Source organism: Candidatus Pelagibacter sp. PS_11, from assembly GCF_059417975.1.
In genome coordinates this window covers 1,076,759-1,092,577 of sequence record NZ_CM182075.1, presented here as the reverse complement: position 1 = coordinate 1,092,577, position 15,819 = coordinate 1,076,759, and the positions used below count along the sequence as shown (strand labels likewise).

Below are 15,819 nucleotides of genomic sequence, written 5' to 3'. Positions count from 1 at the left end.
CTAGTATACAAAAACATACCATGAAAAATTTAATAGATTGTCCAGCTGAAAGAGCCGTTTACTTTCTTGGAGGTAAATGGAAAATTAGAATTTTGTTTAGTTTGCTGCAAAGTAAAAAAATTAGATTTGGTGAGCTCAAAAAAGGATTAAAAACCATTACACAACAAATGTTATCCAAGCAGCTTAAGGAACTAGAAGGAGATGGAATAATTAATAGAAAAGTAATTCAAATAATGCCCCCAAAAGTTGAGTATTCACTTACAGAATTTGGGCTTTCGGTTATGCCTATCTTAAGATCCTTTTCAGAGTGGAATAAAAGAAATACTCGAACTATTTCAGTAAAACTAAATAAGAATTTTGAAGAAAATAGAATTAGATAATATCAAGCAATTGTTTTAAGTTTTTAACCTCATCTTTAGGTTTATAATCAAGATTATCAAAAATATTATTATTTCTGTTTACCCAAATAGAACTGTAACCATAATTTCCACCACCAGAAACATCCCAAGTATTAGCACTTAAAAATGCGACTTCTTCTTTTTGTATTTTGTATTTTTTAATTGGCATGTCATAAACTTTTGAGTCTGGTTTATAAATTCCAACTTCTTCAATTGAAAAAATATCATCAAATATATTATCTAAATTATTACTCTTAACTAATTCGTTAAGAAGAGAGGGTGTTCCATTTGAAAGAATACCTAATTTATAATTTTTTTCTTTTAATCTTTTTAAAATTTCAGGTACTTCAGGAAAAGGTGAGAGCACCTTATAAAGATTTAATAATTCATTTTTCATTGATAAATCTATTTCGTAAGCCTTCATAGATTTATCCAAACTATCTTCTGTCACCTGCCAAAAGTCTTTATGTCTATTCATTAGACTTCTAAGCCAAGTGTATTCTAATTGAGTAGTTCGCCAATAATTAGCAAAGCCTTCCCATTTATCACCAATTTTATCTTTACATTTTTCTGCTGCTGAATTGACATCAAATAAAGTTCCATATGCATCAAAAATTATTGCTTTAATATTTTTCATAAATTAACTTAACATTAATGAGTAATATTAGATTATTTTTTAAAGAAAGTTTATCACTTAATTTAACTGCTAAGCTTGATAAATCTCAATCTCACTATGTGAATAAAGTAATGAGAATCAAAGTGGGCGATGTTTTTTCTTTATTTAATAACAGTGGAGAGTGGGAAGCAAAAATTTTAACTATTTCAAAAAGTATAGTTGAATTTAATATTACAAAACAATTAAGACAAAAAGAAAGTGTAAAAGATTTGTGGTTAGCTTTTTCACCCATTAAATCAAATTATTTTAATTTTATGATTCAAAAAGCAACAGAGCTTGGTGTTACAAAATTTTTACCAATAATATTTGATAGAACAATTGTTAGAAAAATAAATAAAGAAAGATTAGAAAAAGTAATCATAGAAGCTGCTGAGCAATCTAATCGTATTAATGTTCCGCTTATTGAAGATCCCCAATCATTAAAAAGTTTTTTAAATCATGAAAAGATGGACTTAATATTCACAGATTTAAATTCTGAAAATAAAAAATTAGATTTTAATAAATTAGCTCATAATCCAACTTGTGTAATTATTGGTCCAGAGGGAGATTTTTCTGAAGAAGAAAGGGGGGAGATTCTTGCCTTTAAAGGGGTTCAGCCAATTAAAATAAACGAAAATATACTTAGATCAGAAACTGCTGTAATTTCAGCCTTATCAATTGTTAATTACCTAATTAATTGATATTTTGTCGCGAAAACTAAAGTGTAATTTTTTAAAAGACACTTTATATAGTGTGTAACAAATGAAAAAATTTTTAATAACAATTATAACTACAATGTTAATAACTAGCGCCTGGGCGGATCAGCCTAAAAACTGGCAGCTAGGCTTTCAAGATTCCGCCTCTCAAAGTATGACTGAGATTGTTAGTTTTCATAACAACATTCTCCTTCCTGTAATTATTGCTATTAGTGTTTTTGTTTTATTTCTTATGATTTATGTTTGTATAAGATTTAGAGCGTCAAAAAATCCTAACCCATCAAAAACTACTCACAATGTTGCTGTAGAGGTTTTGTGGACACTGATTCCATGTTTAATTTTGATAGTGATGGCAGTTCCATCTTTTAAAATTTTGTATAAACAAGATACTATTCCAAAAGCTGACCTAACAATTAAAGCTGTTGGTTACCAGTGGTACTGGGGCTACGAGTATCCTGATGAAAATATTATTTTTGAATCGTATATGATTAAAGAAGCTGAATTAAAAGAAAACCAACCTAGATTATTAACTGTTGATAATGAAGTTATTGTTCCAGTTAATAAAGTGGTTAAAGTTTTAATTACAGCCAACGATGTTTTGCATGCTTGGGCATTACCATCATTTGGAGTTAAGAGAGACGCAGTTCCTGGAAGAATAAACGAAACTTGGTTTAAAGCTGAAAAAGTTGGAACGTACTATGGTCAATGTTCTGAACTTTGTGGAATTGAGCATGCTTTTATGCCTATCACAGTAAAAGTTGTGACAGATGAAGAATATGCAATATGGTTAGCAGAGGCTAAAATGAAATTTGCAAAAGAGCCAATTGCAGTAAATGAATATAAAAAACTAGCGAGTAAATAAAAATGTACACAAAAAAAGCATCACACGACGATCATCACACACCAACAGGTTGGAAACGTTGGGCTTACTCAACTAACCACAAAGACATTGGTACAATGTATTTAATTTTTGCAATTGTTGCAGGAATTATTGGTACAGCTTTTTCAGTATTAATGAGAATTGAATTGATGCATCCTGGTGATGGAATTTTAGGTGGCAACTATCACTTATATAATGTGTTGGTTACAGGCCATGGATTAATAATGATTTTCTTTATGGTAATGCCTGCAATGATTGGTGGATTTGGTAATTGGTTTGTCCCAATAATGATCGGTGCACCTGATATGGCTTTTCCAAGAATGAATAATATTTCATTTTGGTTATTACCAGCTTCATTTATTTTACTATTACTTTCAATATTTGTAGATGGCCCTCCAGGTCAGCAAGGTGTTGGTGGAGGATGGACTTTATATCCACCTTTATCGTCAAAAGCTGGACAACCAGGACCTGCTATGGATTTTGCTATTTTAAGCTTACACTTAGCTGGAGCTTCTTCAATTTTAGGAGCAGTTAACTTTATTACAACAATTTTAAATATGAGAACGCCAGGCATGACTTTGCATAAAATGCCTTTATTTGCTTGGTCTGTTTTAGTTACAGCATTTTTATTATTACTATCACTACCTGTTTTAGCTGGTGCTATCACAATGCTTTTAACAGATAGAAATTTTGGAACAGCATTTTTTGATGCTCAAACTGGAGGAGATCCAGTTTTATACCAACACTTATTTTGGTTCTTTGGTCACCCTGAAGTTTATATTTTAATTTTACCTGGCTTTGGAATGATCAGTCATATCGTTTCAACATTTTCTAAGAAACCTGTATTTGGATATTTAGGAATGGCTTATGCGATGGTTTCAATTGGAGTTGTTGGGTTTGTTGTTTGGGCTCACCACATGTATACGGTAGGTTTAAGTACAGACACTAAAGCATATTTTTTAGCTGCAACAATGATTATTGCGGTCCCAACAGGGATTAAAATATTTTCATGGATTGCAACAATGTGGGGTGGATCAATTTCATTTAAAACTCCCATGATGTGGGCATTAGGTTTTATATTTTTATTTACAGTAGGTGGTGTAACAGGTGTTGTTCTTGCAAATGCAGGTGTTGATACTGCAATGCATGATACTTATTATGTAGTTGCTCACTTTCATTATGTATTATCTTTAGGTGCAGTATTTGCAATCTTTGCAGGATTTTATTATTGGTTTGGTAAAATGTCTGGGTATGAGTATTCAGAATGGATGGGACAATTACATTTTTGGTTAACATTCATTGGAGTGAACTTAGTATTTTTCCCTCAACATTTTTTAGGTTTAGCTGGAATGCCAAGAAGATATGCTGATTACCCTGATGCATTTGCTGGATGGAATTATGTTTCGTCAATCGGCTCATACATAGCGGTTGCTGGCTTACTAGTATTTTTTGCTAACTTAATTTATTCTTTTTCTAAGAAAAAAGCTGCAGCTCAGAACCCTTGGGGAGAAGGAGCTACAACTCTAGAATGGACTGTACCATCACCACCAAATTTTCATACTTTTGAGGAATTACCAAAATTTGAAGATCCAGATGGTGCTGAAAAAGTATCTAGTTAATAAAGTTACAGCTTTTTCTATATTAAATATTGATGATTAACTCTAAATTAAAAAATAGAAATTTAAACCAAGTGAATGTGTTTAATTTTTCTGAATTATTCAAGCTAATGAAACCAAGGGTAATGTCTTTGGTAATCTTCACGTGTGCTGTGGGTTTATTAATGGCGCCTTCTACAGTTTCTACAAAAGATGCAATGATTGCAATTCTTTTAGTATCAATTGGTGCAGGAGCCGCTGGTGCTCTAAATATGTGGTACGAATCTGATCTTGATGCATTAATGACAAGAACTTGCTTGAGACCAATTCCAATGGGAAAGGTTAATAAAAACCAAGCCTTAATTTTTGGAACATCACTTTCATTTTTTTCAGTAATCGCATTAGATTATTTTGCTAATACAATTTCAGCAGTATTACTGCTGTTTACAATTTTATTTTATGTTTTTGTTTATACAATCTGGTTAAAGAGAAAAACTCCACAAAACATTGTCATTGGAGGTGCTGCAGGAGCATTACCGCCAGTGATTGGATGGACTATAGCAACTAACTCATTATCTCTTGAGCCAATAACCTTTTTTCTGATTATATTTTTTTGGACACCATCGCATTTTTGGGCGTTAAGTCTTTATAAATCAGATGATTATAAAAAGGCAAAAATTCCAATGCTTCCATTAACTAATGGGATAGAGAGCACTAAAATAAATATTTTAGTTTATTCATTATTAATGTTGCCAATGGTTATTTTACCCTACGCAATAGATTTTGTTGGATTAGTATTTCTAGTACCAGCCCTAATGCTTACATTGTATTATAACATTTTATGTTTTGAGCTTTATAAGTTTAAAAAAAATAAATTTAACCCCAAGAAAGCAAAAACAATATTTGGATATTCAATTTTATATTTGTTTTTGATATTCGTTATTTTTTTGATAGATAAGATATTATGATGATACCAGACAAAAAAACTAAGCGAAAAAATATTTTAACAGCAGTAGCAATAATAGGATTTATGATATTTCTGTTTTTTTTTACACTTTATAATACGGGTGTTTTTGATAGATCAATATAGTGAAAAATAAAACCTTAACTCCAATTCTTTTAGCTGGAATATTTTTTTTAATGTTAGGACTCTCATTTGCTGCAGTACCCTTGTATGATTTATTTTGTAGAGTAACTGGGTTTGGTGGAACAACACAAATATCAAGAGAAGCGCCAGATATAATTTTAAACCAAAAAGTTAGCGTTCGTTTTGATACAAATGTAAATAAACTTCCTTGGAATTTTAAAGCAAAAACAAATGTTATGGATGTTAAAATTGGTCAAGTGAACCGAATCGAATTTGAAGTTGAAAACTATGGCAATGAAACGACTTATGGAGTTGCATCTTTCAATGTTTCTCCATCATCATTTGGTAAATATTATAGCAAATTGGGATGTTTTTGTTTTGAAAAACAGGCCTTAAAAGCAGGCGAAAAGGCCACTTATATTATGACTTTTTATTTGGATCCAGAAATGGTAAATGATCCCAATACTAAAAATATTAAAGATGTAACTATGTCCTATACTTTTTTTTCATCAGATTACTATAACCAATCAAAATTATAAAAATGTCCGCAGAAAAAAAACATGACTATCATTTAGTAGACCCAAGTCCATGGCCTATCTACGTTTCATTTTCATGCTTAATTTTAGCAATAGGTTCAGTTTATTATCTACATAGCGAAGTTTCTTGGGGAATGTATTTGGGATTAGCACTACTATTATATGGAACATACATGTGGTTTAGAGATGTTGTTATCGAAGCAGAGCACCAAGGTCATCACACACCAGTAGTACAAATTCACCACAGATATGGAATGACATTGTTCATTGCTTCAGAAGTTATGTTCTTTGTTGCATGGTTTTGGGCTTATTTTGATGCAAGTTTATTTCCATCTTTAGCAATAGGAGGAATATGGCCACCTAAAGATATTGTAACTTTTGATCCATGGGATATCCCATTAATCAATACATTAATTTTATTATTATCAGGAACGACAGTAACATGGTCACACCACGCATTGCTAGAAGGTGATAGAAAAAGCTTTATTCAAGGACTAGTTCTAACAGTGATACTTGGTTTTTCTTTTTCACTACTGCAAGTTTATGAATATCAGCATGCAACTTTTGATTTTGCAGGAAATATATATGGCTCAGTATTTTATATGGCAACAGGCTTTCATGGTTTTCACGTTATCATTGGTACTATATTTTTAGCGGTATGTTTAATGAGAGCAAGAAAAGGTCACTTTACTGAAGAGCATCACTTTGGATTTGAAGCAGCTGCTTGGTATTGGCACTTTGTAGATGTTGTGTGGCTATTTTTATTTGCTGCCATTTATATTTGGGGAAGTTAATTTTTAGCTCTTGAGATATAAATTTTTATTTTCTATTTTTGTATTTTTCTTCATTTCTGTCTTTCTAGCATTAGGGAGTTGGCAAATTATTAGACTTAATTGGAAATTAGAATTAATTAATCAAATAGAGACATCTCTGAAAGACATACCTGTCAATTTATCAAACAGTAAACATAAAAATTATCTTAGAGTTAAAACTAGAGGATCAATTGATTTTGAAAAACAAATTTATCTTTATAACTTAAATGAAAAAGGGAAACCGGGCTTTGAAGTTATTAACCCATTAAAAGTTGGCAATAATAACTATTTATTAAATAGAGGCTGGATACCATTTAATAAAAAAGAAGATGAAACTATAAACGTAATAGATGAAAACTATATTAATGGAGTTTTGAGAAAACAAATCAAACCCAATATATTTAAGCCTGAAAACGATCTATCTGAAAATTACTGGTTTACATTAGATAGAGATGATATTTTTAAATTCACAGGTAAAAATTTTTCTCCTTATGTAATTTATCTTTCTGGAAATAATGAATTTCCTAAACCAAAATCAATTACAGCAAATATTTCAAATAATCATAAAAAATATGCATTAACTTGGTTTTCGTTAGCGATTTCAATTCTTTTAATATATTTATATTTGAGAAAAAAAAATTATTAGATGAAATATATAAGCACTAGAGATAACTCAAATGAGTACAGTTTTGAGGAGGTATTTATCAAAGGACTAGCAGATGATGGTGGTCTATTTATCCCAAAAAAAATAAAAAAATACACTACTGAAGAATTGAACTCTTTAAGTAATTTAAGCTATCAAGACTTAGCAAAAAAAATAATTTTCCCATTTATTGGTGATTTCATGACAGAAGCAGAGCTGTCATTAATTGTAGACAAGTCATATTCTTCATTTCGAAAAGATAACGTCGTAGATTTGATAAAAATTGGTGATGCTAAGATTTTAGAATTATTTCATGGTCCAACACTTGCTTTTAAGGATATAGCAATGCAGTTACTTGGTAATTTTTATGAATATTATCTAAGTAAAAATAGTAAACAAATTAATATTATAGTTGCAACATCAGGAGATACTGGTGCTGCTGCTATAGATGCAATTAAGGGTAAAGAGAATATAAATATATTTGTTCTACACCCACACAATAAAGTTTCACAGGTTCAGAGAAAAATAATGTCTACAGTTAAAGAAAAAAATGTATTTAATATTGCTATAAATGGTAATTTTGATGATTGTCAAAATTTAGTTAAGGCAATGTTTGCAGATAAAGAATTCTCTAATTCAATAAACATGTCTGGTGTAAATTCAATAAATTGGGCAAGAATTATTGCACAAGCTGTTTATTATTTTTATACATATTTTCAAATACGGGATGACAGGCTTGTTAATTTTTCAGTTCCAACTGGTAATTTTGGCGATGTTTATGCTGGTTATCTTTCTAAAAAAATGGGTCTACCAATAAATAAACTTATAGTAGCGACAAATCAAAATGATATTTTGCATAGAGCAATCACAAATGGAAAATATGAAGCTGAAACAGTGATTGAAACAAATTCGCCAAGTATGGATATTCAAATTGCAAGTAATTTTGAAAGATTAATTTATGATTTAAATAATTTTAATGATGTTGAAACTGGCAATGTTATGAAAAAAATTAAAGAAGAGGGAAAATATATTATTCCAAAAGATAAATTACAAAAAATTAGTAAAGATTTTCTTTCAGAAAATATGAGTGAAACTGAAGTTTTAAATATTATTAAAGATGTTCATAATAGATATAATGTTATATTAGACCCCCACAGTGCAATAGGCTTTGGTGCATTAAAAAAAATTAACATAGAAGGTAACAATATTGTTTTAGCAACAGCACACCCCTGTAAGTTTCCAGACGCAATTGATAAATCAATTGGTATCAAGTCAAGTCTTCCAAATGAATTACAATATATAATGAATGAAAAAGAAAATTATGATATAATTTCAAATAATATAAATGAAACTCAAAAATATATTAAGGAAAAATTACAATGAAATTAAAAGAGAACGATAACATACCAAATTCAGAATTTTTTATTATGGAAGATGGTAATCCTACTAAAAAAAATACGCATGAATTTTATAAGGATAAAAAAATTGTTCTTTTTGGTCTACCAGGAGCATATACATCCGTTTGTTCAGCTAAACACTTGCCTGGATACGTAAATAACTATGAAAAATATAAAGAAAAAGGCATAGATCACATCGTCTGTATTTCTGTAAATGATCCGTTTGTAATGGACTCTTGGGGGAAAAGCCAAAATGTAGAAAATAAAATTATAATGATGGCAGATCCTTTCTTAGAATTTACAAAAGCAATAGGTGCAGATGTAGATAAAAGTGCCAGAGGATTGGGAATTAGATCTAATAGATACACAATGTTAATTGATAATCTTAAAGTTATTAAATTACAAGAAGAGGAAGACGCTGGTGCTTGTGAAATTTCAGCAGCACAAAATTTTCTATCATTAGTTTAATTCAGCAGCTTTTTTTGCGAGTAAATCTACTTCTTCATTTAGGGCATTACCTGCATGTGCTTTAACCCAAATCCATTTTATTTCAAATTGATTTGTTAGCTCGTATAGTTGTATCCAAAGTTCTTTATTCTTAACAGGTTCTTTCTTTGAAGTTTGCCAATTATTTTTTATCCATTTATGCACCCATTCAGTAATTCCTAATCTTACATATTGTGAGTCTGTATAGATTTCAATTTGATCATTTTGTTTAATTTGTTTTAGAGCCATAATAGGAGCCATCAATTCCATTTTATTATTAGTAGTGTCTTTTACGCTCCCACTAATTTCTTTGACTTCACCATTTTGGTTTATAATTGCAGCCCAACCACCATTACCGGGGTTATTTAAACATGATCCATCTGTATAAATTTTAATCATTACTTATAATAATCTTTATAGTGACCAAGATTATTGTGAATAATTAATTTTTGTAGATATTCCATAGGGTCTTTTATTTTAATCAAAGCAGTTTTTGGAGTGTTAAAATAATCATATATCCTTGTTAAAAGATATCGTAACGCAGCGCCTCTACACATTACATTTAGTGCATCTTTTTCTTTTTTAGATAAAGTTCTTATACTTTCATATCCATTAATTAAGTTTTTAATCTTACTACTATTCATTACAAACTTATTTTTTTTTTATCGAAACATAAAGCATTAATGCAGATTGCAATTTCATATATCAAATAGTCATTAGATGAAAAATAAAAATCAATAAAACCTGAAAATTTATTTTTATTAAAAAAAATATTATCTATAAAAAGATCCCCATGAATAATTCCTTGAGGTAGATTCTTGGGCCATTTATTTTTGATATCTTTTAGACACAGGTTGAGCGTGTTTTTAAGATTAGGTGTAATTTGATTAGATTTAAATTTTATAGTTTTCAACAAATCATTAAGTCTATGTATCGACATAGAATTTTGCCTATATAATTTTAATTTTGCAGTAACTTTATGAAATTTTGCAATATTTTTTCCCACATCAAAACAGTTTTTATTGTTAAGGATTGTTTTATCCTTGCCTTCTAAAAAAGTTACAATACAGGCTGATTTTGTTTTAATATTGGTTATATGTGTTCCTTTTTTAGTTCTTAAAGGTTTAGGACAAATAATTTTTTTATGATTTAACTTCTCCATTAAATTCATAAAAAAAGGTAGATCCTTTTTTTTAACCCGCTTTTCAAAAATTGTTAAAATAAATTTATTCTGTTTTGTTTTTAATAAATAATTTGTATTTTCAATTCCTTTTTTTATACCTTGGAATTTTTCTATTTTATTAATTTGATAATTGTTAATTAATGATGAAATATCTTTTTTAATTAACTTCGTGTATACAGCCATTTAATTCAATTTTCCTGGAACTTTAAATACAATGCTTTCTTTTATGATCTCAACTATTTCGATTTTTACTTTAAATTTACTTTTAATTTCGTTAATAAAGTTTTCAACTAAAATTTCTGGTGCAGAGGCTCCAGAGGAAATACCAATAACTTTGCAATTTTCTAATTTTTCAAATGGAATTTCACTATCGGAGTGTATCAATTCAGAATGAGGACACCCTGATTGTTCAGCTACCTCAACTAGGCGTACAGAATTTGAAGAATTTCTGCTTCCTAAAACAAAAAACATGTCACATTTTTTAGCTATATTTTTTACAGCAGATTGACGATTAGTAGTTGCGTAACAAATATCCTCTTTAAATGGTTCTTTAATTTTAGGAAATTTTTTTTTTAAAGCTTTAATAATATTTTTTGTGTCATCAACTGAGAGTGTTGTCTGGGTAACATAAGCAATTTTTTTATTATCATCTAGTTCATAAGTCTCAACATCATGTTCATCCTGAATTAAATCAATTGATCCTTCAGGCAATTGCCCCATAGTTCCTATAACTTCGGGATGATTAATATGTCCTATAAGGACAATATGGTATCCAGCTTTATAAAGATTTTCTGCTTCTCTATGCACCTTGGATACAAGTGGACAAGTAGCATCTATATATTCCATCTTATAGCCATTTGCTTGTTGTGGTACTGACTTTGGAACACCGTGAGCAGAAAATATTACAGGCCTACTTTTATCTTTAATCTCATCAAGTTCTTCTACAAATATTGCACCAATTGCCTTAAGACTATCCACAACATGTTTGTTATGAACTATTTCATGACGCACATAAACTGGAGCTCCATATTTTGTAATACTTTTTTTGACAATTTCAATAGCTCGCTCAACACCAGCGCAAAAGCCACGTGGTGCTGATAATAATATTTTAATTTCTTTATTTTTCATTTTTTTCTAGAAAGTATTCAAGCAATATATGTGGAAAGGTTAAGGACGCCAAACCAATAAATATAACTTTATATATTGCATCGTTTACCAGGTAATGATTTGAAAGATAATATAAGCTTAACAAATAGAAAATAGCAGTCAAAATTGTCAAGGGCGCAGCTTTTTTGATAAAAATTAATAGTCCATTATTAAAATTATATTTATCTAATTCAGTAATTAATGAGAGAGAGTGCCTAAAAGAATGCAAAAAGCAAAAATATAATGTGAAGGCGACCAAAGGCGCAAAGAAGTAATTTAAAATTAAAATTGAAGTGAAGTCAAAAAATATTAATAAGTTAACTGGTTTGAAATCTTTTAAAAAAAAATAAATATTTGTGAGTAAGGAGATTAAAAAAATTAAAGTAATTATATAATTATTTTCTATAAAATTTAAAAATAGATAAAAACTTTCATTTTGTATTAATAGTAATTTAAAAATATTGATTGTTTCAACAAAATGAAACATTAAGGGTGCAATAATAATTAATATTCCTTTTAGAAAATAAAGAATTATATTTATGTTAGATTTTTTAGTTATTAGAAATTCTGTATCTTCTTTACCAAAATGATAGGCAGCAACAATTAAAAAAATGATCAGTGATAAAGTTGGTGCAAGCAACCAAATAGTAATTATAGTAGCAGCAATTATTAAATAAATTAAGTAAAAATAATAAATATTATTAATATTATATAATTTTATCAGTCTTTTACCTTTTTGATTGTCCAATGCACCATGTGAGATTCCAATTGATAGGATTAGTAATAGACAAATAATTGGAGATATAGACAGACTTTTAAATTGATCAAAAATAAGAGCAAGTGAAGCAGAAAAAAATAAAAAAATAATAGAATGAAAGAAATTAATTTTTTTAATTTGATTATTTATCATTTTTAAAAAATATTTTGATAAAAAGCCATTTAGGCATTTTGAGTATTATAAATAAATCTTGTAATAAACTACTTTTATTAGACAAAAATTTAATAATTGTCTCAGGCGAATTGCTAAACATATCAAAAAATATATTTGCCATTTTTTCAGGATGGTAATTAAGAACTTTTAAAAATATTTCGTCCAAAAATTTATATTTTTTATTAATTTCATATCTTTTACTCTCTTTGATAGTGTGAATATTTTTTCTTATGTATTTGCTGTGCTCTTGTATATTTAAAAAGGTATAACCAGTACTTAATCGAGTCATTCCTCCAGCAGTACCTATATTCATTTTATTTCTTTCATTAGAAAATGTGGGATGAAATAATGGGATTGCACCTACTTCGCTATAGTTAACCTTATAATCTCTGATATTAAGATGATTTCTTATATAATTTTTTAATTGTTCATCATAATCTTTTAAAGAATCATTTTTTATCTTAGATAACCAAGTAGTTTCAATTAAAGCTTTATTTTTTGTATAAGGTAATGTGTAAAAAAAATGAACACTATCACGTTGATCACAATCAAAATCCATCAAATTAAAAATTTCATCATCAAATACATTTTTTTTAGTTTCGATCTCAATACCTTTAAAATGTTGCCAGAGCTTATCCTCTTTAGAATCCAGTAGGGGAACGCTATTAAAGATAAAAGCACTATTTAGGTCTATTTCATTAGTATTTTTGTAAAAGCTAATATTTTTATTTTTTTTTAATCGTGTATTTATTTTTTCATAAAATAAACCACTATCTATAGCTTCATAAGGTAATCCGTTGCACTCTAAAAATTTTGTTTTTCCAGGTATATTTATTGAAAAATTATTCCAACTTTTCTGAACACAATCTTGAAAGTTATGATCTACGGTCTTCCAATAAGACCAAGTCTTATCTCTTTTGTATTCTAATCGTGGCTCTATGATTGCTAAAGTTGCATCTTTTAGTTTGTTATGAAGGTCTAGCTCATACGCAAGTGACAATCCTGCACATCCACCTCCAATTATGATATAATCAAATTCTTTCATTTAAATCTATTTCTTCATTGATTAAAAGATGCTCTTTATTTCTAAGGTGGTTTTTTTCATTTATAAATATGAGTTTTATCAAGTCTAATATAGATAGAAATGTTTGGTACAACTTACCTAAATTAGCTACATAGATTTTTCCGCTTCTATTGTAATTGTATATATTTTCTTTTTGTAAAATTTTAGCACCAATTTTTCTATAAATTCTTCTAGCAACAAGTATTGCAAACCTAAACCTAAAAGGAATTTCTTTTATAGAGGCAAAGGAGCTTTCGTAGAACAAATCAGCCATACTTAATGTATTCTTTATAGTCTCGAAGTCATGATTAATATAAAATCTATTATTATTCATATCCTCAATTACATCTCTTGAAATATTTGTTAATTGCATTGCAATACCAAGATCTATTGCTGATTTCATGGAGTTTTTATTTTGTACACCTAAAACTTTTGCCATCATTAAGCCTACAGTACCAGCAACCCTATAAGAGTATATTAACAATTCTTTTTTTTTGTTAAATTTAACTACCTCATTTAAATCAGACTCAATACCATCAAATAAATCTTCAACAATCTTGATTGAAATTTTATTTTCCTCCATGAGGATCCACATATTTTTTATTATCAAATTATCAAAATTTTTATTTATAAAATTATTCTTAAAAATTAATAAATTTTTCTTTTTAATACTTAGTTCATTTTTATCATCAGCAATATTATCTATTGTTCGACAAAAATCATAAAGAGATGAGCATTTTTCATAAATATTTTTTGGTAAAAAAAAACCTGCCCAGTTAAACGACTTGGCATAAATAGATAAATAATTATTTTTTGACATTATAATATTTTATCTAAAACCTTTGCTGAAGAGAGTACACCTGGAACCCCTGCACCGGGGTGCGTTCCTGCTCCAACAAAGTATAATCCATCATAAATTTCTGATTTATTATGAAATCTAAAATATGCAGATTGAGTAAATTTTGGCTGAATCGAAAAACCTGATCCAAATTTGGTATTCAATTCATTTTCAAAATAATCTGGCGTTAAGTAGAAATCTTCAATAATATTTTTTCTAAGATTCGGTAGTAATGCTTTTTCCATTTTATCTATTACTAAATTCTTCATTTTTTCACCTTCAATTTTCCAATCAATTTTGGATTGATTGTTTGGGACGGGTACAAGAACATAAAAGCAATCATTTCCTTCAGGCGCCATTGATTTGTCTGTAGCTGATGGTCTATGAAGGTAATAGCTTATGTCATCATTTAATTTTTTATTATCAAAAATATCACACAGGTGTTCTTTATATTTATCACCAAATTTGATTGTGTGATGCTCAACATCTGGGTATGTTTTTTTTGTTCCAAAATAGTAAACAAATAGACCCATAGAATACTGCATTCGATTTTGTTTCCATTTAAATAGAGGGCTTGTTTTATTTAGACTTAGAAGTTTTTCATATACAGCAGGAGGATCAGCATTACATATTACATTATTTGAAAGTATTTCTTTTTGATTGTCTAATTTTACTCCACTAATTTTTCCATTACTTGAAATTATTTCTGTTACTTCATGTCCCTTGATTAATTCAATTTCTTGTTCAATCATTAATTTTTCTAAGCCACTGATTATGTTCCCAGTTCCACCCATTGAGTAATGTATGCCCCATTTTTTTTCGAGATATAGAATTAATCCGTATATTGATGTTGTAGTAAAGGGGTTTCCGCCAACTAATAGAGGATGCATACTTAGCATACGTCTTAATTTTTCATTTTTTATATATGAAGAAACTAATGAATAAACTGATTTATAGCTTTTAAGTTTTAGTAAAGAAGGCAATTGTTTCATCATCACAAGAGGTTTATCAAATGGAACATCAGCTAGTTCTGTGAAGCCTTTATCAAATATTTTTTTTGTAAATTTTACAAGTTGTTCATATCCTTTGACATCATCTTTGTTTATTTCTTCAATTTGTTTTTTCATTTGATCTTCATCACCAGAATAATCAAATACACCTCCATCTTCATAAATAAATCTATACCAAATTTTTAAGGGAGTGAGTTTTATGTAATCTTGAGACTTCTTATTAAATAAAGTGAAAAGCTCTTCAATTAGATATGGCGCAGTAATTACTGTTGGACCAGCGTCAAAAGTAAAACCATTTTTTTTAAACACTCTAGCTCTTCCACCCAAGTCAGGGTGTTTTTCTATTAAAGTTACTTTATGATTTTTGGCTCTTAATCTTAATGCTGCAGCTATACCACCAAATCCAGAACCAATGACAATAGATTTCATTGGGTTAATTTATA

Annotated in this window: 17 protein-coding genes and 1 pseudogene; 10 read left to right on the top strand and 8 right to left on the bottom strand. The window is 28.9% G+C overall.

Features of this window, described 5'->3' with window-relative positions; genetic code table 11:
• Nucleotides 1–20: 20 nt before the first annotated feature.
• Nucleotides 21–380 carry a winged helix-turn-helix transcriptional regulator gene (locus AC5SLT_RS05750; protein WP_415320644.1) on the top strand — a complete coding sequence of 120 codons (360 nt, stop codon included), beginning with the start codon at nt 21–23 and terminating at the stop codon, nt 378–380.
• Here the strand turns inward: AC5SLT_RS05750 and AC5SLT_RS05745 are convergent.
• Nucleotides 373–1,035, bottom strand: a complete 663-nt coding sequence (locus AC5SLT_RS05745; RefSeq protein WP_006997771.1) for a haloacid dehalogenase type II — start codon at nt 1,033–1,035, stop codon at nt 373–375. The genes AC5SLT_RS05750 and AC5SLT_RS05745 overlap by 8 nt on opposite strands.
• A gap of 17 nt (nt 1,036–1,052) precedes the next feature.
• On the opposite strand from AC5SLT_RS05745, the gene AC5SLT_RS05740 reads away from it, so the two are divergent.
• The 9 genes from AC5SLT_RS05740 to AC5SLT_RS05700 all read left to right on the top strand — a co-directional run bounded on the left by AC5SLT_RS05740 (nt 1,053) and on the right by AC5SLT_RS05700 (nt 9,187).
• Nucleotides 1,053–1,754 carry an RsmE family RNA methyltransferase gene (locus tag AC5SLT_RS05740; RefSeq protein ID WP_494591643.1) on the top strand — a complete coding sequence of 234 codons (702 nt, stop codon included), beginning with the start codon at nt 1,053–1,055 and terminating at the stop codon, nt 1,752–1,754.
• A gap of 61 nt (nt 1,755–1,815) precedes the next feature.
• Nucleotides 1,816–2,631, top strand: a complete 816-nt coding sequence (gene coxB / locus AC5SLT_RS05735; RefSeq protein ID WP_271623272.1) for a cytochrome c oxidase subunit II — start codon at nt 1,816–1,818, stop codon at nt 2,629–2,631.
• A gap of 2 nt (nt 2,632–2,633) precedes the next feature.
• Nucleotides 2,634–4,268, top strand: coding sequence for a cytochrome c oxidase subunit I (ctaD, locus tag AC5SLT_RS05730; RefSeq protein WP_494591641.1), 1,635 nt, complete (start codon nt 2,634–2,636; stop codon nt 4,266–4,268).
• Between the two features lie 32 nt (nt 4,269–4,300).
• On the top strand, nt 4,301–5,212 hold the full coding sequence (gene cyoE, locus AC5SLT_RS05725) for a heme o synthase (protein ID WP_006997775.1): 912 nt from the start codon (nt 4,301–4,303) through the stop codon (nt 5,210–5,212).
• Nucleotides 5,213–5,333: 121 nt separating this feature from the next.
• Nucleotides 5,334–5,870: a cytochrome c oxidase assembly protein gene (locus AC5SLT_RS05720; RefSeq protein ID WP_011281494.1), complete on the top strand. Its 537-nt coding sequence runs from the start codon at nt 5,334–5,336 to the stop codon at nt 5,868–5,870.
• Between the two features lie 2 nt (nt 5,871–5,872).
• Complete coding sequence (locus tag AC5SLT_RS05715; RefSeq protein WP_006997778.1) at nt 5,873–6,661, top strand: cytochrome c oxidase subunit 3; 789 nt, start codon at nt 5,873–5,875, stop codon at nt 6,659–6,661.
• A 10-nt stretch (nt 6,662–6,671) separates the two neighbouring features.
• Nucleotides 6,672–7,325: an SURF1 family protein gene (locus AC5SLT_RS05710; protein ID WP_011281492.1), complete on the top strand. Its 654-nt coding sequence runs from the start codon at nt 6,672–6,674 to the stop codon at nt 7,323–7,325.
• On the top strand, nt 7,326–8,705 hold the full coding sequence (thrC, locus tag AC5SLT_RS05705) for a threonine synthase (RefSeq protein WP_494591639.1): 1,380 nt from the start codon (nt 7,326–7,328) through the stop codon (nt 8,703–8,705). It begins immediately after the preceding gene.
• Nucleotides 8,702–9,187, top strand: a complete 486-nt coding sequence (locus AC5SLT_RS05700; protein WP_006997781.1) for a peroxiredoxin — start codon at nt 8,702–8,704, stop codon at nt 9,185–9,187. Before thrC ends, AC5SLT_RS05700 begins: the two co-directional genes overlap by 4 nt.
• Here the strand turns inward: AC5SLT_RS05700 and rnhA are convergent.
• From rnhA to crtI, 7 genes and pseudogenes are all read right to left on the bottom strand, one after another.
• Complete coding sequence (gene rnhA, locus AC5SLT_RS05695; RefSeq protein WP_011281491.1) at nt 9,179–9,604, bottom strand: ribonuclease HI; 426 nt, start codon at nt 9,602–9,604, stop codon at nt 9,179–9,181. The genes AC5SLT_RS05700 and rnhA overlap by 9 nt on opposite strands.
• Nucleotides 9,604–10,571: pseudogene (locus AC5SLT_RS05690) on the bottom strand (homoserine kinase). The gene rnhA and the pseudogene AC5SLT_RS05690 overlap by 1 nt, the downstream one beginning before the upstream one ends.
• Nucleotides 10,572–11,516, bottom strand: coding sequence for a 4-hydroxy-3-methylbut-2-enyl diphosphate reductase (ispH, locus tag AC5SLT_RS05685; RefSeq protein WP_494591637.1), 945 nt, complete (start codon nt 11,514–11,516; stop codon nt 10,572–10,574).
• Nucleotides 11,506–12,444, bottom strand: a complete 939-nt coding sequence (locus tag AC5SLT_RS05680) for a Brp/Blh family beta-carotene 15,15'-dioxygenase (RefSeq protein WP_494591635.1) — start codon at nt 12,442–12,444, stop codon at nt 11,506–11,508. The genes ispH and AC5SLT_RS05680 overlap by 11 nt, the downstream gene beginning before the upstream one ends.
• Nucleotides 12,434–13,510, bottom strand: coding sequence for a lycopene cyclase family protein (locus AC5SLT_RS05675; RefSeq protein ID WP_494591633.1), 1,077 nt, complete (start codon nt 13,508–13,510; stop codon nt 12,434–12,436). The genes AC5SLT_RS05680 and AC5SLT_RS05675 overlap by 11 nt, the downstream gene beginning before the upstream one ends.
• Nucleotides 13,497–14,348: a phytoene/squalene synthase family protein gene (locus AC5SLT_RS05670; RefSeq protein ID WP_494591632.1), complete on the bottom strand. Its 852-nt coding sequence runs from the start codon at nt 14,346–14,348 to the stop codon at nt 13,497–13,499. Before AC5SLT_RS05670 ends, AC5SLT_RS05675 begins: the two co-directional genes overlap by 14 nt.
• Nucleotides 14,348–15,805, bottom strand: coding sequence for a phytoene desaturase family protein (gene crtI / locus AC5SLT_RS05665; protein ID WP_006997788.1), 1,458 nt, complete (start codon nt 15,803–15,805; stop codon nt 14,348–14,350). Before crtI ends, AC5SLT_RS05670 begins: the two co-directional genes overlap by 1 nt.
• Nucleotides 15,806–15,819 lie beyond the last annotated feature (14 nt).